We start from the raw sequence: 17,396 nt of genomic DNA, 5'->3' as shown, positions 1-17,396 counted from the left end.
CCCGCCGCACCTCCTGGACCTCCGGCCTGTTCGTGCGGCTGCTGGAGGCCGGCATTCTTCTGGCCGAGGCCGTGATGGTGCTGGCCGGCGGCGCCATCGTCAAAGCCGTGATGGGCGGCGTGGCTTTGCCGAACCCGATGGCGATGGCCGCGTCCTATGTGTTTCTTCTGGTCGCGGCCGATGCGGTGGCGCGCCCGCCGATGCGCCGCCGCCGCGCCGAAGCCCTGCGCATTCTCGCCGCCGTGTTCGCCGTGGCGCTGCTGCTCTCCGGCCATATCGTCGCCAGCGCGCCTGCCCTGGTTCTGTGGGCGCTGAGCGCGGCCGCCGCCATCAGCGCCTGGCGCTGGCTGGCCTTGCGGCTCTCGCAAACCATGCCGCGGGGCACCTGGCCGGCGCGCCCTGTCGCCTTCATCGGCAACAGCGCCGCGGCGGCGCGGCTGCTGAACGAGCTGGAAGCCGAGCGCGGGCAGAACCTTCTGCCGGTCGGCTTCTTCGACGACCGCGCCGCGCGGCTCGGGCCGCTGCACGACCGGCTGCCTTATCTCGGCACCATCGACGGGCTGGTCAGCTATATCCACGACCATGAATTGTCGGACGTCTACATGGCCCTGCCATGGTCGGCGGGCGAGCGCATCTCCGTACTGATCGACCGGCTGCGCTTTTTGCCGCTCACCGTGCGGCTGGTGCCCGACACCACCCCCCCGGCCCTGCGCCTCGGCCCGGCCCATCACCAGAGCCACGGCGTGGTGATGCCGACCTTGATGGTGCCGCCCTTTTCGCTCGCCGGCGCCTTCGCCAAGCGCACGCTCGACCTCGCCGTGGCGCTGGGCTTGCTGATCCCGCTGAGCCCGCTCTTCCTGCTGGTCGCGCTCGCCATCCAGCTCGACAGCCCCGGGCCGGTCTTCTTCCGGCAAAAGCGCACCGGGCAGTTCGGCCGCAGCTTCGACATCTACAAATTCCGCAGCCTGCATGTCGCGCGCGCCGATGGCGCCGCCGAAGCCTTGGTCTCCAAAGGCGATTCCCGCGTCACCCGCGTCGGCAAATATCTGCGCAAATACTCCATCGATGAACTGCCGCAGCTCATCAACGTGCTGCTCGGCGACATGTCGCTGGTCGGCCCCCGCCCGCACGCCCCGCGCGCCAAGGCCGACCGCCGCATCTATGCCGAAGTCATGCCCGACTACATGCTGCGCTACCGCGTCAAGCCAGGCATGACCGGCTGGGCCCAGGTGAATGGCTGGCGCGGCAATACCGACACGGAAGAAAAACTGCGCAAGCGCGTGGAATTCGACTTCGAATACATCAAGACCTGGTCGTTCCTCCGCGACCTGAAAATCCTCGCCATGACCGTCCCTTCCGCCTTGTTTCCGCCCCAGGACAATGTGTGAGACCCATGTTTCAAGCGATGGTCTCAGCCTCATGCAGGTCCGCCCGGACCAGGGCTCAAGCGCGCCCTCGTTGAGCGACCGCACCTGGCGCGCAGCCTACCGCCTGGCCTTCGCGGGCGCCAAACTATGGTGGAAACTGCGCCGGCCGCACCATGAAGGCGCGCTGGTCGCCGTGCATGTGATGCACAATCTGCTGCTGTTGCGCGCCTCCTACCGCACGGCCTGGAATTTTCCCGGCGGCGGCGTGAAAAAAGGCGAGCCTCCAGAGGCCGCGGCGCGACGCGAACTGTTCGAAGAGACGGGGCTCACGGCTGGCCCCCTGGTTCCGGCGGCCCGCCTCACCGGCGTGTGGCTCAGCCGGCGGGAGGTCGTGCATGTGTTCGAGTGGCGCCTGGATGAGTTGCCGCCGCTCTGCCTCGACAACCGGGAAATCGTCGCCGCGCGGCTGGTGCCGCTGTCCGAATGGCGCCAGGTCGAGGTGACCGGACCGGTCGAGGCCTATCTGCAGCAGCAGGACAGTAAAGGAAGCGGTACTTTTTGTGAACAAAAAGTACCAAAAAAACTTTATTAACGCTGGGCGGAGGGGCTGAAGGTTCCGGCGGTGCGCAGCACCGTTGGAATAGCCCCGGAGGGCATGGGCGTTGTCCCAGACACAGCCCATGCCCAGCATAACAAAAGTTTTTGGTGCCGCTTTTTTCAAAAAGCGGCGACTTTCTTCCCCTCGCTTTCGTTCATTCATAAAAATGTTTTGCGCCCTATCTTCCCGTCCGCCCGCCCACCGACCACATTGGTTGCAAAACGTTTTTCGGAGATCATCCATGCTACGCGGGCTTCTCACCGTCGGTCTCGTTCTTGGCCTGTCGGGCCACGCTTTGGCGCAGGTCGGCGGCAACGTGAATGGCGGGCTGAATTCCGACGGCGGGGCGATGTATGGGGCCAACATCAACCGCGTGCTCGGCACCAACCCCAACGGCACGCCACGGCAACTCCTGCCTGGCGCTTCAATGACCAACGGCGCCGGCAACAGCACGATGACCCCCGGCGTGACCGGCGGCAGCATCCAGCCCCCGCCCATCCGCGGCTTGCTGCACGGTTATGCGATTCCCACCATCAACGGCCAATCCACCAACAACCAATAAGACCGCCGGAGCGCGCTTCGTTCAGGCGCTACCAACATCCCAGTAGGGCGGCGCGCCGATATGCGCCGCGAAATCGTCAATGAACACGCGGACCTTGGGCGGGACGACGCGTTTCGGCGGGTAGATTGCCCAGACGAAACGCTCTTCCGGGGTGAACATCGCCTCATGGCGCGGCAGCAGCCGCACTAGCTGCCCGGTCTGCAGCGCGTGGCCGGCAATCCAGCTCGGCAACAGCGCCATGCCGATGCCGGCCAGGGCGGCCGCCAGCAGCGCCTCGCTGTCATTGGCACGAAAGCGGCCGGTGCACATGATATCCTCGCGCTGTCCCGCCTCATCGATCAGCACCCAGCGGTCGCCGAGCTGCCGACTGAACAGCACGGCGGGACAACGTTGCAGGTCGGACGGCGTGTCGATCGGCCCGTGCAAGGCGGCAAATTGCGGCGCCGCGCACAGCACGCGCCGGTGCGGCGCCAGCTTGCGCGCCTTGAGCCGTGAGTCCGGCAACGCCCCGGTACGGATGGCGAGGTCGGTCCCGGTCTCGATGATATCGACCACCGCATCGGTAAAGGTGACATCGAGCCTTATATCCGGGTACCGCGCGGCGAATGGCGGCAGGAACGGCACGATATGCAGCCGGCCGAAAGCGCCGGGCACGTTGAGCCGCAATATCCCCTGCGGCCGGGCGTTGAAGGCGCTGGCGGCGGTGTAGGCTTCCTCCAGCTCATCCAGAATGCGCCGGGCACGGAGCAAAAACGCGCCGCCAATCTCCGTGAGATGCAGCCGCCGGGTCGAGCGGTTGAACAGCGCGGCACCGAGTTCCGTCTCCAGTTCCGTGATCGCCCGCGAGACGGAGCTCGGCTTGACCCCCGCCTCCAGGGCCGCACGAGAAAACCCGCCCAGCTCGGCAGCGCGGACGAAATAGCGAAGCTGGGTCAACCGATCCATTCATACCCCGTGGCGCAAAACTGATTTTCTAATTCCCACGCTACCAGGGCAGAATGAATTGCGGCAAGAGTTCCTCCCGCCCCGCCTCTCAATGAGCGCGCGGCCCCGTCCCAAACCAAGGATGACTTTGATGAGCAAGGCTTGTGCCTGTCTGCCTTTGGCCGCGCCGGATGCGGCCGGATCCGCGCGATGAACATGCCGCTTGTTACCGCCACCGCGCTGCGGCTTGCCGCCGGCTTCGCGATCCTGCTGGGAATGCTCTGGCTCGGCAACCTGGCCGCGCAATATCTGCCGCTGCCGGGGCCGTTGGTCGGCATGGTGCTGCTGTTCGTGTTTCTGACCCTGCACCAAGGCGCAGCTTCACGAGCGGTGATCGCCTGCGGCGAGCATTTCTTGAAGCATTACGCATTTTTCTTCATCCCCGCCGGTGTCGGGGTGATGGCGAACATCCCTCAATTGCGGAGCAGCCTGCTCGGTATCGTGGCCAGCCTGGTGTTGTCCTCCCTGCTCTCCCTCGTCGTCACCGCAATGACCATGCATGTCCTGCTCAACCGGCGCCGCGCCACCTGGAAGGACGCGTCGCTCCATGGATAGGCTGGGTCTCACCGTTTTTTACATAGCCCTGTCGATCGCGGCCTTTGCCTTTGGCAAGGCAGTCAACCGCCGGGCACGGCACCCGGCGGCCAATGCGACGCTCATCGCCATGCTCGTCGTCATCGCCGTGCTGCTGCTCAGCCACCAGAATTATGCCGCCTACATGCGGCATGGCGGTGGCGCGATCGCCTGGCTGCTTGGCCCGGCCACCGTCGCGCTCGGCATTCCCCTCGCCCGGCATGCGAAAACCATGGCGCGGGAGTCCTGGCCGATCGGTGCCGCCATCGTCGCCGGTGCGGTGAGCGCAGCGATTTCCGCGCCGCTCATTTTGAGCGTTCTGGGCGGCAGCAAAATCCTGGCGCTGTCGATGGCGCCCAAAGCGGTGACCACGCCGATCGCCATGCAGATCTCCGCACATATCGGCGGCGTTCCGGCCCTGGCGGCGTTGTTCGCGATCGTCGGCGGCATCATCGTCGCCATCATCGCCGAACCGGTGCTCGCACGGCTCGGCATCACCGATCATCGTGTGTTCGGCCTCACCGCGGGCGTGGCCGGCAGCGGCATCGGCGCGGCCCAGGCGGTCAGCCGCAACCCACAGGCCGGCGCCTACGCGGCGCTCGCCGTCGGGGTGAACGCCATCGTCACCGCCATCCTGGTGCCGGTCTTCTGGTCCTGGCACTGGCTTTAAGAAAGCGCTACTTTTTGTGAACAAAAAGTAGTTTTTTGTTAGTTTGGCCCGTGCCGGTGTCACCGCCCCGGGCCCAGCGTGAACAAAAGTTTTTTGCGCCGCTTTTTTTCAAAAAAGCGGCTTCTTCCTTTTGTTTATGCGGCCGCGCAGGCGGCGCAAACCCCATCTACCTCGATCACCGCATTGCCGGGGCGAAAGCCCTGGCGCTTTGCCGCCTGCTCCAACGCGTGCGCCACCGCATGGTCCTCGATTTCCGCCACCGTGCCGCACATCCGGCAGATCAGGAACTGCGCGGCGTGATGATGGTGGTCGGCTTCCGTGCAGGGGATGAAAGCGTTCAGCTTCTCGATACGATGGATCAGCCTCTGCGTCTGCAGGAAATCCAGCGCACGGTAGATCGTCGCGGGCACGGCGTTACGCCTTGTCTCTTTCAGCTTGTCGAGCAGCTGATAGGCGGTGAGCGGCCCGTCGGCTTCCAGCACCAGGCTCAGCACCGCGCGGCGCAGTTCCGTTAGCTGCGCGCCATTCTCGGCGCAGACGGACGCGGCCTCATCCAGCCGGTGCTGCAGGTCGCGTTTGTCGGTCATCGTGCCCCTCGCAATCCGTGTTTCGTTGGACAGTATATCATATCCTCCCTGCGGTGACAGGCGCCCCGGCGCCGTGCGATTTGTGCGGCGCAACGGGATTTGTCAGGAAATGGCAAGGTATTTTTCATTGCATGCAAATTTTCCACATGATATGCGGGATTTAATGCAGAACTTTTGTTCAGACCAATGAACAAACGGCGGAGAGGAAATGGACGGCACAGCGGAGCCAAGCGCGCCCGTGACGGGGATGACGTTACGAAAAGTTCCCGGCAGCGACATGGTGGTGCCGGCCCTGACACGCGGCTTTGCCATCCTCGACCTCGTCGCGAAAAATCCCGGGCTTGATTTCACCTCGATTCACGGCCGGCTCGGCCTGCCGAAAAGCAGCACGCATAACCTGCTGAGCACGCTCTCAAGGCTTGGCCTCGTGCGCATGCGGCCGGATCGCGGCTTCGTGCTGGGGCTGAAGCTCACGGAGCTCGGCGCGTTCGCCGCCAGCCACCGGTTCGTCGAAGCCGAATCCCTGCCGCTGCTCCGCGCCTTGGCCGGTGAGCTTCAACTCACATGCCATCTGGGCGTCAGCGAGGGGGCTGAGGCGGTCTATCTCTCGAAAATCGACTGCGATCAGCCGATCCGGGTCGACTCCTGGGTCGGGAAACGCTTTTCGCTGCACAGCTCCGCCCTGGGCAAAGTGCTCCTGGCCTGGCTACCCGACGCGGAGCTGCAACAAGCCCTGGCCGCCATCAATTGGGTACAGAACACCCCGTACACGATCACCAGCCCGGCGGCGATGCACGCGCACCTGCAATTGGTCCGCGCCAATGGCTGGGCCACCGACGACGAGGAGAACGTGCCGAACATACGCTGCGTTGCCGCGCCGGTGTTCGACCGGCAGCACAACGTGGTGGCCGCCATCAGCGCCGTCGGCACGATTTTGCAGATCGACCAGGCACGCTTCGAACTGATCGCGCCGCGCCTGGTGGCGGTGGCCAGCGAAATTTCCCACCGCGCCTTCACCGGTTGACGGCGCGGATACAGCCAGGGAACAGCCAGGAAACGAAAGGAATTTTTATGGCGAATGTCGGATTTATCGGTTTGGGCGTGATGGGCAAGCCGATGGCGGGGCATCTGATCGCGGCGGGGCATAAATTGTTCCTGTACACGCCGAGCGGCCCCGCGAAAGAATTGCTGGACCAGGGCGGCACCGCCTGCGCCACGCCGAAAGACGTGGCCGCCCAGGCCGAGATCATCATTCTCATGGTGCCGGACACGCCCCAGGTGGCCGCCGCTCTGTTCGGCGAAAACGGCGTCGCCGAAGGCTTGTCGGCGGGCAAGATCGTCGTCGACATGAGTTCGATCTCACCGATCGAGACCAAGGAATTCGCCCACAAGATCGAAGCCAAGGGCTGCCAGTATCTCGATGCGCCGGTCTCCGGCGGCGATGTCGGCGCCAAAGCCGCCTCGCTCACCATCATGGTCGGCGGCCCGGAAGCGGCCTTCGAAAAGGTCAAGCCGCTGTTTGAGAAGATGGGCAAGAACATCACCCTCGTCGGCGGCAACGGCGACGGCCAGACCACGAAAATCGCCAACCAGATCATCGTCGCCCTGACCATCGAGGCGGTCAGCGAGGCGCTGCTGTTCGCCTCCAAGGCCGGCGCCGACATCACCAAGGTGCGCAAGGCGCTGATGGGCGGGTTCGCGAATTCGCGCATCCTCGAAGTGCATGGCGAGCGCATGATCAACCGGAATTTTGCGCCGGGCTTCCGCATCGCGCTGCATCAGAAAGACCTCAATCTGGCGCTGGAAGGTGCCAGGACGCTGCAGCTCAGCCTGCCCAACACCGCGATCGCACAGCAATTGTTCAGCGCCTGCGCGGCGCAGGGCGGCAGCAACTGGGACCATTCGGCGATGCTGAAGGCCCTGGAGATGCTGGCCAGCCACGAGCTTTCCAGCGCGACCGCCTAACATCCCCCACCCCACAACCAACTGCCGCAGAGGTCGACCCATGCCGTCTTGATGGATGCCTTAGTTTAGGGAGCGAAACAATCATGAAAATATATAAATTCGTCAACCGCGTACCTGGCGGGTTGATGGTGGTGCCATTGTTCATCGGCATCATCATCAACACCTTCTTTCCCCATCTTCTGCAAATCGGTGGCTTCACCCAGGCGCTGAGCGGCGCCGGCTATCCGACGATCCTGGGGATGTATCTGTTCGTCGTCGGCAACAAGATGACGATGCGCGCAGCGCCGCGGATGCTCAAGCGCGGCTTCGGCATCCTCTTCGCCAAGGTCGGGTTCGCGGCCCTCGTCGCCATCACCGTCGGCAAGATTTTCGGAGGCAACCTCTGGGGCTACAGCACGCTGGCCTTGATGGCGGCGCTGAACGATACCAATGGCGGCATGTTCCTGGCGCTGACCAGTGTGATGGGCGACAAGGACGACGCCGGCACCTACGTGCCGCAGAGCATCGAGACCGGCCCGTTCGTGACGATGCTGGTGCTGGTCGGCGCGGGACTGGCGCATATTCCCTGGCTCACCATGGTCTCGGTGATCGCGCCGATCGCCGCCGGCGCCATCCTCGGCAATCTGGACGAAGACCTGCGCAAATTCTTCTCCTCGCAGGAGCCTTTGATCGTGCCCTTCATGGGCTTCACGCTGGGGCAGAACATCAATCTCGAGTCGGTGATCCATTCCGGCCTGCCCGGCATCGCGCTCGGCCTGTTCGTGCTCGTCACCACTGGCGCGGTCTGCATCACGGCGGATCTCCTGCTCGGCGGATCCGGCATTGCCGGGGCGGCCGCCTCCAGCACCGCCGGCAACGCCGCCGCCGTGCCGAAAGCCGTGGCGCTGGCCGATCCGAGCTATGCGGCGGTGGCACCCGCCGCCACCGTGCAGGTCGCGGCTTCGGTGATCGTCACCGCCATCTTGACGCCGATCCTGACTTCCTTTGTTTACAAGACTGTGCATCGCCGCCGTGGCGATATGGCGCTAAATACCGACGACCTGCTGCAGGAGGCGCTCGAGGAGAACCGCTTGCATCAGACTTCATCCTTCCAGGGAGAGACTTCTACATGACCAAGCCAAGCGTTTACGTGACCCGAATGATTCCGGAAGTCTGCATCGACGAGTTGCGCAAGCATTTCGACGTCGACGTGAATTCGGAAGACCGCGCGCTCAGCTATGACGAGCTGAAGCAAAAGGTCCGGGGTAAAAACGCGATCGTGTCCCTGCTCACGGACACGATCGATGGCGGCCTGCTCGACGCCGCCGGCCCGCAATGCAAGATCGTCGCGAACTATGCGGTCGGCTTCAATAATTTCGACCTCAAGGCCGCGACTGAACGTAATGTTATCCTTACCAACACGCCGGGCGTGCTGGACGATGCGACCGCCACCCTCACCTTCACTTTGCTACTCGCCACGGCGCGCCGCATCGCCGAGGCGGATGCCTATGTCCGCGCCGGAAAATGGCGCGGCTGGGCGCCTTTGTTCTTCGTCGGCCTCGATGTCGATCACCGCACACTCGGCATCGCCGGGCTGGGGCGGATCGGCAAGAACGTCGCACGCAAGGCGGCCGGTTTCGACATGAAGATCATCTATAGCGATGTGAACCGCGACCTCGCCTTCGAAAAGGAACACAACGCCCGCTATGTCGACAAGGCGACGCTGCTGAAGGAATCCGACTTCCTTACGCTGCATGTGCCGCTGCTGCCCGAGACGAAGCATTATATCGGCGCGGCGGAACTGAAGCAGATGAAGAAGACCGCTGTCCTCATCAACGCCGCGCGCGGCCCGGTGATCGACGAGAAGGCCCTGGTCGAGGCGCTGCGCGCCAAAACCATCTGGGGCGCCGGTCTGGACGTGTTCGAGGACGAGCCGGCGCTCGCCCCGGGCCTAGCCGAGCTCGATAATGTGGTGATCGTGCCGCATATCGCCTCGGCGACCGCGGAGACGCGCTTCAAGATGGGCGAGATCGCCGTCAACAACGTGATCAAGGTGCTCTCCGGCCAGGCGCCGGACACTTGCGTCAACCCGGACGTGCTGAAGGCCAAAGCCTGATCTGCGAAGCCCTCGCGCTACAGAAAAAGCCGGCGGTGTGCACCGCCGGCTTTTTTTTTGCGCCATTCTCAGGCTCTAGCCCCGAACATGCCGAGTTCACCCCGACATCATTCTTTCGATCATTGCATTTTCCGCGCATTTTCTGCGTTCAGTCAAGGGCGCGAAGCGCCGCCGAAGGCGGTAAACCCTTGACTGAACGCAGAAAATGCGAAGAAGCTCGGGATCGAAGCAATGACGAGTTGGATGCCGATCTGGGATAATCCAAGGTCGTCCGTCTTCAAGCCTCCCCTACACCGCCCGCAACAAGCTCAGCACGGCGGCCAGGCCGGCGAAGCCGGCGCCGGCAAACAGAGACAGCACCGCCCCCTGCGCGCCGGCATGCGCCAGCAGCAGCGCGGCAAGCGCCGCACCGGTCCCTTGGCCGAGGAGACGCGCGGAACTGATCGTGCCGCTCGCCGCACCGCTGCGGGTTCTGGGCGCCGCGGTGAGGATGACGCGGTTATTCGGCGGTTGAAAGAAACCGAAGCCGGCGCCGCACAAAGCCATGCGCAACGCGATGTCCACGATGCCCGGATGCGGCGGCAAAAATCCGAGCAGAACGAGGCCGGCCATCATCGCCGCCAAGCCGAGACAATTCAGGATCGAGGCCGGATAGCGATCGGCCAGACGGCCGGAAATGACGGCTGTTATGGCAACGCTGAGCGGCCATGGCGTGATGAGCAGGCCAGTCGTCGTGACATCGAGCCCAAGATTGCGTTCGAGGAAAAAAGGCAAGGAAACGAACGCCAGCATTTGCGCGGTGAAGGAGCAGATGGACGTGCCGACCGAGAGCCCGAAGACCGGCCGGCGCAGCAAATCCACCGGCAATAAAGGCGCCGGCAATCCCAGCTGCCGGCGGACCGCCCAGACGAGGGCGCCGCAACCGACGCCGATCTGCGCCACCCTCGTCGGCCACCCGGTGGGGTGGCTGAAGCTTTGGATGGTGACGATCAACATGCCGAAGGCGATCGCCGTCAGCAGGGCGCTTGGAATGTCGAACCGCTGTTTCGCATGATCGCTCTCGGGCAAATTGCGCCACCCGATGGCAAAGGCAACGATTCCGAGCGGCAGGTTGATGAGGAACAACCATTGCCATGAGGCGAAAGCAAGCATGATGCCGGCGAAACTGGGGCCGATCGTCGAGGCAATGGCCACCGCCATCGAATTCAGGCCGACCCCTTTGCCAAGATTCGCCTGCGGAAAAATATAGCGGATCAGCGCGGTGTTCGTGCTGCTGATGCCGGCGGCGCCAACCCCTTGTAAAATGCGCGCCACGGTCAGCATGGCAATCGAATGGGACAACACGCAGGCAAGAGACGCTGCCGTGAAAATGGCAATGCCCGAAAGATAAACGCGCCGGTAGCCGAAAATTTCGCCCAGCTTTGACAACGGCAACAGCAGCACGACCATGGCCAGTTGGTAGGCGCTGACGATCGCAATCGAATCCGTGGGCGTGGCGCGAAAATCCCGGGAGATCGTCGGCAGCGCGACATTGGCGATCGTCGCGTCCATCGTCGCCAGCGTCACCGTGCTCATAACGGCGGCAAAGGCCCAATAACGTTGTGGCGCCGCCAGGCCATCCACCTGAACCAGTCTCGTGGCTGCAGGATGCGAAAGAGAATCCCCGCCGGAGGCGCTGCCGCTGTCATCCTTCATAACGGTTCGGCTTAGGGTTCCACCTGTTGCCCGGCAAGCGCAAAACGCCGGGAAACGGGCATGCGAAATTGCCGCCCCGGCCAGTCAGGTCCGCCCCCGCGCATGATCATTTTCATTTATCGGGCGCCCTCTTTGTGCTAGGCCCGACTTGATCGGGACCAAAAATCGCATCGCCCCCTACCCCGGCCCACCTGCATTCGACCATGCTTCTTCTGCCGATTCCGGTCCGGAAACCGTTGCGGCGGGGCCGTCTATGCTGAGTTATGCCGCCTAGGAATGAAAACAGCGGGAGATCGGAATGCTCCAGACAAGGCGTCGGATTTTATTGGTCCTCACCGGGCTTGGTGGCGGCCTGATGCTCATGAGCGCACCCGCGTTGGCCGCGTCCGCGCGGGACATCGATGCAGAGACGAATAAGGCGCTTGACCTGCTTTATTCGACGCAGCCCAGGGCGCGCAACCTCGCAAGCCGCGCGACGGCCATTCTGGTGTTTCCGAAGATCATCAAAGCCGGGCTGATCATTGGTGGCCAGAGCGGCGACGGCGCGCTGCGCGTCAACGGCACCACCGTCGGCTATTACAACATCTCGGCGGCCTCGTTCGGCCTGCAGGCTGGGGGGCAGAGATTCAGCTACGCCTTGTTCTTCATGAATGAAGCCGCGCTCCAATATCTTCAGAAGAGCAACGGCTGGGCAATCGGCTCCGGTCCCAGCGTGGTCGTGCTCGATAAGGGCGCCGCTGCCGACCTGACAAGCACAACCTTGACGCACGACGTGTACGCAATTCCGTTCGGCGAGCACGGCCTAATGGCCGGCATCGGGCTTGAAGGGTCGAAGATCACCCAGATCCATCCGGGGCCCTAGGCTGCAACCCGCCGTCTCGGGCATCGGCATTTTCACGTCTGGAACCTGTTTCGCGCCGGCCCTATAATAGCCGCTCGAGACGTTCGTTGCAGAAGCAATCCATCCGTGGCCCGAGACTTATTTTTGCGCCGGCACAGCGCAGCCCCAACTCCTGATGCGTGACATCCTGGCCGGGTTTTCAGTCGGCGGGCTGCTGCTGCCTTCGGCCATCGCCTATGCCGCCATTGCCGGTCTGCCGCCCGCACCGGCGCTGATCGCCACATTGGTCGGCCTGGGCATCTATGCCGCCTGCGGTCGCAGCCGGTTCGCCATGGTCGCGCCCACCTCGTCTTCCGCAGCGATCCTGGGCGCCGTGCTCATCTCGCTGCATGGCCGGTCCATGCAGCCCGAAGCCATCGCCGCCGCCGCGGTCCTCGCCACCGCGGGGTTCTTCCTCATCGCCGGAATCGCGCGGGCCGGCGGACTGGCCAGCTTCATTTCCCGTCCGGTGCTGCACGGATTCAGCTTCGGCATCGCCGTCGTCATCACGGTGAAGCAGCTGCCGGCGATCCTCGGCGTGGAACCGAACACGCCGGCAACGCTGCCGCTGCTCTGGCACCTGCTTCTAGCGCTGCCGCATTGGCATCCCGCCCCCCTTCTGCTCGGCGCGGCCGCTCTGGGCATCTTGGCCGTGCTGCGCCGCCACCCCGCCATACCGGCGCAAGTTCTGGTGCTGGCCGCCGGCATCTTGCTCTCGGCCTGCGTCGATTTGCGCGCCTGGCATGTGGGGCTGGTCGGCCACATCGCGTTCGCCTTGCCCCATTTTGCCGTGCCGTCCTTGTCAGCCGCCGACTGGACCGGCGTCGTGAACGTCGCCCTGCCGCTTTTCATCATTTTGTTCGCGGAATCCTGGAGTTCGATCCGCGGCCTCGCATTGCGGCATGGCGACCAGGTCAGCACCAACCGGGAATTGATCGCACTGGGCTGCGCCAATCTCGGGGCCGGGCTGTTGCAAGGCATGCCGGTCGGCGCCGGATTCTCCGCCTCCTCGGCAGCGGAGGCGGCCGGCGCCAGGAGCCGCCTGGCCGGGCTCGCCGCCATGGGTCTCATTTTGCTCCTCACGCTGTGGGGGCGCGGCCTCATCGCTTTGTTGCCGACGCCGGTGCTGAGCGCGGTGGTCGTCGCCTCGCTGTTTCACGCGCTCGACCTCTCCCCCCTGCTCCGCCTCTGGCGCATCGACCGCGACCAATATGTCGCCACCACCGCGGTCGCCGGCGTGCTGGTTCTGGGCGTGATGAACGGTATGCTGATCGCCGTGGGGTTCTCGCTGCTGGCGCTGCTGCAGCGTTTCTCCGCGGCGCGGATCACCGAACTCGGCCAACTCGGCGACAGCCATGATTTCGCCGACCTCACGCGCAACCCCGATGCGCGCACGGACCCGGACATTTCGATCCTGCGCCCGGCCGAGCCCCTGTTCTTCGCCAATGCCGAAGAGATTTTCACGACCATCGCCGCGCGCACCGGTGGGAAGAACCGCATCGTCATCCTGTCATTGGAGGAAAGCCCCGATCTCGACAGTACCGCGCTGGACACGCTGACCGATTTCGATGCCCGGCTCTCCTGCGACGGCGGGGTTCTGCTGCTCGCCCGGATCAAAGACCATATTCGCGACGAGTTGCACCGCGTCGGCGCCGCCGACCTGGCCGACCGCCGCAGTTATCACAGCGTCGCCGATGCGTTTGCGGCGGCGCAGGCGAGGAAATAAAAAGGATAAGGCTACTTTTTGTGAACAAAAAGTAGCAAAAAAACTTTATTTTTCTGGGTCTCAAGCTGCGTCGGCGTCAACGCCCATAGCCCAGCGTAATAAAAATTTTTGCGCCGCTTTTTTCAAAAAGCGGCTACTTTCTTACTGCAGCGTACGGTGCAAGCGGTGCGTGTCAAAACCCAGCGCGCGGGCCCGCGCCACGAGCAATTCCTGCAGCTCCGATCCAGGCACCGCCTCGCGTGTCAGAAGCCATAAATATTTTCCGGATGGCTCGCCGACGACCGCCCACTCATACGCGTCGTCATGGTCCAGCACCCAGTAATGCCCCCAGAAGAGCGGCCCGAAAAAGCTTACGCGCAATTTGGCATTGCCCGATCCGGGGACGATTTTGGCGCGTCCGGTCGCGACCCGCACGCGACCGCCAGGACTGCCCCGGCGTGCGGTGTTCACGATCCCGATCAGCCCGTCCGGACGCTGAAAATATTCGGCCGTCACCGCCTCGCAGTGCCATTCGAAGCGGTTATCGTAGCGGGCAAACTCATACCAGCGGCCAAGATAACGCGGCAGGTCGACCGGCTTCAGCGGTTCCGGCACCACCGGGTTGCCGACGCGCTGCGCCGTCGCCTTGCCGGCCAGAAGCAGGCTCGCGACCACCACCGCCAACCCCGGCAGCGCCAGGCGCGCCAACGCCGTGCTCCGGCTTTTGCCCTGCCCTGTGATGTGCATGAAAGCAGATTGCGCGCGGGGCGCCGGAAACTCAATGAATAAGGAAGCAAGCAGCCGCTTTTTGAAAAAAGCGGCGCAAAAACTTTTGTTTACGCTGGGCGGAGGGGCTGAAGGTTCCGGCGGTGCGTAGCACCGTTGGAATAGCCCCGGAGGGCATGGGCGTTGGCGCCGACACAGCCTGAGGCCCAGCATAACAAAGTTTTTTTGCTACTTTTTGTTCACAAAAAGTAGCGCTTCCTTCCTTACTTTCCCCTACGCGGTGGCGTTCGCCATGCGCCGGTCCTCCAGCGCCGAGAGCGCCCAGATGACGAGGCCGCCCAGCGTCAGGGCGAAGCCGACCCAGCCGGCCGACTGCCAGCCGAACCCGGCGCCGATCGCCATGCCGGCGAGCCAGGGCCCCAGCGCATTGGCGGTGTTGAAGGCGCTGTGGTTGAGCGCCGCCGCCAGGGTCTGGGCATGCTCCGCCACCTCCATGAGCCGCGCCTGCAGCGGCGTCGCCAGCCCGCCGCCGCCGCCGACCAGAAACACCACGAGGGCCATCGACCACACCGAGTGCAACGCGAACGGATACAGCGCCAGCGCCACGGCGGTCCAAATCAGCACCCCGGCCACGGTCGGCATCAGCGCCTTGTCGGCGAACCAGGCACTGATGAGGTTGCCGGCCGTAAGGCCGACGCCGAACACCGCGAGCATGATCGGCACGACCGCCGGGGCGGCATGGGTCACATCCATCAACGTCGAGGCCAGATAGGTGTACACCGCGAACATGCCGCCGAAGCCGATGGCGCCCATGCCCAGCGCCAGCCATACCTGCCGGTGCTTCAGCGCGTGCAGCTCGCGCAGCGGGCTGGCATGCCTGGACGGTTTGTCGGCCGGCACCAGGGCATAAACCAGCCCGGCGGTGGTCAAGGCCAGCACCGCCACCAGAGCAAAGGCCCAGCGCCAGCCCACAAGCTGGCCGATGACGTTGGCCGCCGGCACACCAAAAATGGTGGCGATGGTCAGCCCCAACAGCACGCGCGAGATCGCCTGGGCACGGCGTTCAGGCGGCACCAGCGAGGCCGCGACCAGCGCCGCAACGCCGAAATAGGCGCCATGCGGCAGCCCGGAGAGGAAGCGGAAAAACAGCATCCAATGATAGTCGGAGGCAAAGGCGGTCAGCCCGTTCGCCACGGCGAAACAGCCCATCAGCCCGATCAGCACAATGCGGCGCGACAGCCGCGCCGCGGCAATCGCCAGAACCGGCGCGCCGACCACGACGCCCAGCGCGTAGGCGCTGATCACATGCCCCGCATCGGGCACGCTGATATGCAGGCCGGGCGCAAAATACGGCACCAGCCCCATGGTGCCGAATTCCGTGGTGCCGATCGCAAAGCCACCCATCGCCAGGGCGAACAAAGCGAGCCCCACATGGCCATCGCGGCCCTGCTGCCCCTGTTGATTAGAATCCACTTCAACCTCGTCAGTCTTGAATAGTTTGTGCAGCGCACAAATGGCTTGGGATCCAAAATCATTCAAGTAGATAGATCTGATATGATATATCTATATTACGTATAAAAAAATATCTGCCCGATCCCGGGTTTTAGTTCGCAACCCCTTGTTCGCGCTTCCGAAATTTACACATATGCGGCACAACGCAGCCATGAGCCACGACCCGGTCCAAGCCGAGCTGATCGCCGTTCTGGTCGCCGTCACCCATGGCGATCCGCGCGTGCTCACCATCGAATCGGGCACGGCCCTACCGTCCGGCCAGCTCGAGACTGGGCATCGCTCGCTGCAGACGGGGCTGCGTGCCTGGGTGGAACGGCAGACGCATCATCCGCTCGGCTATGTCGAACAGCTCTACACCTTCACCGATCAGCAACGCCCGCACGGCTTGCGCAGTATTTCCATCAGCTATCTGGGACTCAGCCGCGAAGGTGCGACGACCGATCCGGACACCGCCTGGTGCAGCTGGTATATTTATTTTCCCTGGGAAGACCGGCGGCGGCCGACATCGTTGATCAACCGGGTGATCATGCCCCGGCTGGCCGACTGGAGCGGCGACAACACTGCCCGGCGGCTCCGTGTCGCCAGCCTGTTCGGCCAGGAGGGGCGGTTGTGGAACGAGGAGCTGGTGCTGCAGCGCTACGAGCTGCTCTACGAGGCCGGTCTGGTGCAGGAAGCGATCCGCGCCCGGCCCAGCCTGCCCGCGGACCCGCTGCCGGGGTCGGCGATGAATCATGACCATCGCCGCATTCTCGCCACGGCCATCGCCCGGCTGCGCGCCAAAATCAAATACCGGCCGGTCGTGTTCGAGCTGCTGCCCAGCACCTTCACCATGCTGGAACTGCAGCAGGCCATTGAGGCGCTGGCCGGCCAAACCCTGCACAAGCCGAATTTCCGCCGGCTGATCGAACAGCAGGATCTGGTGGAAGAAACCGGCCAGGTCTCCGCCGGCCTCGCCGGGCGGCCCGCCAAACTGTTCCGCTTCCGGCCCTCGGTGCTGGAAGAACGGGAATTCTCGGGCACCAAGCTACCCCTTATCCGATAGTTCACTTGCCTACTTATACTCAATATGAGTATAACGAGCGGCGTAAATTATACTCAGTTTGAGTATAAAGGAGCCCAGATGCCCTTCGATCCGATTTATCAGCGTGTCAGCCACGTCATCCCGCCCGCGGAGTGGGCGACGATGGAGGCGGATGTGCAAGCCATCCAGGAGCTCAAGCGCGCGCGCCGCGCGGTGATCCTCGCGCACAACTACCAGACCCCGGAGATTTTCCACGGCGTGGCCGACATTGTCGGCGACAGCCTGGCCTTGGCGCGCGAGGCGGTGAAGGTCGACGCCGACGTGATCGTGCTGGCCGGCGTGCATTTCATGGCCGAGACCGCCAAGCTGCTGAACCCGGGCAAGACCGTGCTGATCCCGGACGCCAAGGCCGGCTGCTCGCTCGCGGAATCCATCACCCCGGCGGACATCGCGCTG

At 64.0% G+C, this 17,396-nt stretch carries 18 protein-coding genes; 13 read left to right on the top strand and 5 right to left on the bottom strand.

What is annotated here, in order from left to right; all coding sequences use genetic code 11:
- From VNC39_RS03805 to VNC39_RS03795, 3 genes are all read left to right on the top strand, one after another.
- Positions 1-1,388 (top strand): exopolysaccharide biosynthesis polyprenyl glycosylphosphotransferase (locus VNC39_RS03805; RefSeq protein WP_325396332.1); only part of this gene is annotated, 1,388 nt, incomplete at its 5' end.
- Positions 1,389-1,419: 31 nt separating this feature from the next.
- On the top strand, positions 1,420-1,959 hold the full coding sequence (locus VNC39_RS03800; RefSeq protein ID WP_325396330.1) for an NUDIX hydrolase: 540 nt from the start codon (positions 1,420-1,422) through the stop codon (positions 1,957-1,959).
- A 247-nt stretch (positions 1,960-2,206) separates the two neighbouring features.
- On the top strand, positions 2,207-2,527 hold the full coding sequence (locus VNC39_RS03795; protein ID WP_325396328.1) for a hypothetical protein: 321 nt from the start codon (positions 2,207-2,209) through the stop codon (positions 2,525-2,527).
- A gap of 21 nt (positions 2,528-2,548) precedes the next feature.
- Here VNC39_RS03795 and VNC39_RS03790 read toward each other — a convergent pair whose 3' ends face one another.
- On the bottom strand, positions 2,549-3,472 hold the full coding sequence (locus VNC39_RS03790) for a LysR family transcriptional regulator (RefSeq protein ID WP_325396326.1): 924 nt from the start codon (positions 3,470-3,472) through the stop codon (positions 2,549-2,551).
- A 189-nt stretch (positions 3,473-3,661) separates the two neighbouring features.
- Here VNC39_RS03790 and VNC39_RS03785 point away from each other — a divergent pair, with 189 nt between their 5' ends.
- Entirely contained in the window at positions 3,662-4,066 is a 405-nt protein-coding gene (locus tag VNC39_RS03785) for a CidA/LrgA family protein (RefSeq protein ID WP_325396324.1), read from the top strand.
- A complete protein-coding gene (locus VNC39_RS03780; RefSeq protein WP_325396322.1) occupies positions 4,059-4,754 on the top strand; it encodes an LrgB family protein in 696 nt (231 codons plus the stop codon). Before VNC39_RS03785 ends, VNC39_RS03780 begins: the two co-directional genes overlap by 8 nt.
- Before the next feature lie 134 nt (positions 4,755-4,888).
- Here the strand turns inward: VNC39_RS03780 and VNC39_RS03775 are convergent, their stop codons facing one another.
- A complete protein-coding gene (locus VNC39_RS03775) occupies positions 4,889-5,341 on the bottom strand; it encodes a Fur family transcriptional regulator (protein WP_325396320.1) in 453 nt (150 codons plus the stop codon).
- Positions 5,342-5,549: 208 nt separating this feature from the next.
- Between VNC39_RS03775 and VNC39_RS03770 the strand changes: the two genes are divergently transcribed.
- The 4 genes from VNC39_RS03770 (at position 5,550) to VNC39_RS03755 (ending at position 9,401) form a co-directional block, all read left to right on the top strand.
- Positions 5,550-6,365, top strand: a complete 816-nt coding sequence (locus tag VNC39_RS03770) for an IclR family transcriptional regulator (protein ID WP_325396318.1) — start codon at positions 5,550-5,552, stop codon at positions 6,363-6,365.
- 8 nt (positions 6,366-6,373) lie between these two features.
- On the top strand, positions 6,374-7,306 hold the full coding sequence (locus VNC39_RS03765) for a 2-hydroxy-3-oxopropionate reductase (protein ID WP_325396334.1): 933 nt from the start codon (positions 6,374-6,376) through the stop codon (positions 7,304-7,306).
- Between the two features lie 83 nt (positions 7,307-7,389).
- Complete coding sequence (locus VNC39_RS03760) at positions 7,390-8,418, top strand: 2-keto-3-deoxygluconate permease (protein WP_325396316.1); 1,029 nt, start codon at positions 7,390-7,392, stop codon at positions 8,416-8,418.
- Positions 8,415-9,401 carry a 2-hydroxyacid dehydrogenase gene (locus VNC39_RS03755; RefSeq protein WP_325396314.1) on the top strand — a complete coding sequence of 329 codons (987 nt, stop codon included), beginning with the start codon at positions 8,415-8,417 and terminating at the stop codon, positions 9,399-9,401. The genes VNC39_RS03760 and VNC39_RS03755 overlap by 4 nt, the downstream gene beginning before the upstream one ends.
- Before the next feature lie 288 nt (positions 9,402-9,689).
- Here VNC39_RS03755 and VNC39_RS03750 read toward each other — a convergent pair whose 3' ends face one another.
- Entirely contained in the window at positions 9,690-11,096 is a 1,407-nt protein-coding gene (locus VNC39_RS03750; RefSeq protein WP_325396312.1) for an MFS transporter, read from the bottom strand.
- Positions 11,097-11,394: 298 nt separating this feature from the next.
- On the opposite strand from VNC39_RS03750, the gene VNC39_RS03745 reads away from it, so the two are divergent.
- Both VNC39_RS03745 and VNC39_RS03740 read left to right on the top strand, forming a co-directional pair.
- Complete coding sequence (locus VNC39_RS03745) at positions 11,395-11,958, top strand: YSC84-related protein (protein WP_325396310.1); 564 nt, start codon at positions 11,395-11,397, stop codon at positions 11,956-11,958.
- 154 nt (positions 11,959-12,112) lie between these two features.
- A complete protein-coding gene (locus VNC39_RS03740) occupies positions 12,113-13,702 on the top strand; it encodes a SulP family inorganic anion transporter (RefSeq protein WP_325396308.1) in 1,590 nt (529 codons plus the stop codon).
- A gap of 141 nt (positions 13,703-13,843) precedes the next feature.
- Here VNC39_RS03740 and VNC39_RS03735 read toward each other — a convergent pair whose 3' ends face one another.
- Positions 13,844-14,428: a lipocalin family protein gene (locus tag VNC39_RS03735; protein ID WP_325396306.1), complete on the bottom strand. Its 585-nt coding sequence runs from the start codon at positions 14,426-14,428 to the stop codon at positions 13,844-13,846.
- A gap of 252 nt (positions 14,429-14,680) precedes the next feature.
- Complete coding sequence (locus VNC39_RS03730; protein WP_325396304.1) at positions 14,681-15,880, bottom strand: MFS transporter; 1,200 nt, start codon at positions 15,878-15,880, stop codon at positions 14,681-14,683.
- 190 nt (positions 15,881-16,070) lie between these two features.
- On the opposite strand from VNC39_RS03730, the gene VNC39_RS03725 reads away from it, so the two are divergent.
- The gene (locus VNC39_RS03725) at positions 16,071-16,961 is read left to right on the top strand and encodes an NUDIX hydrolase (protein ID WP_325396302.1); all 891 of its coding nucleotides are present in this window, start codon (positions 16,071-16,073) and stop codon (positions 16,959-16,961) included.
- A gap of 78 nt (positions 16,962-17,039) precedes the next feature.
- Positions 17,040-17,396, top strand: a 357-nt coding sequence (gene nadA / locus VNC39_RS03720) for a quinolinate synthase NadA (RefSeq protein ID WP_325395398.1), incomplete at its 3' end; no start/stop codon positions are given.

Source organism: Acidocella sp., assembly GCF_035535915.1.
Lineage (GTDB): Bacteria > Pseudomonadota > Alphaproteobacteria > Acetobacterales > Acetobacteraceae > Acidocella.
This window is presented reverse-complemented; position numbering and strand designations above follow the sequence as displayed.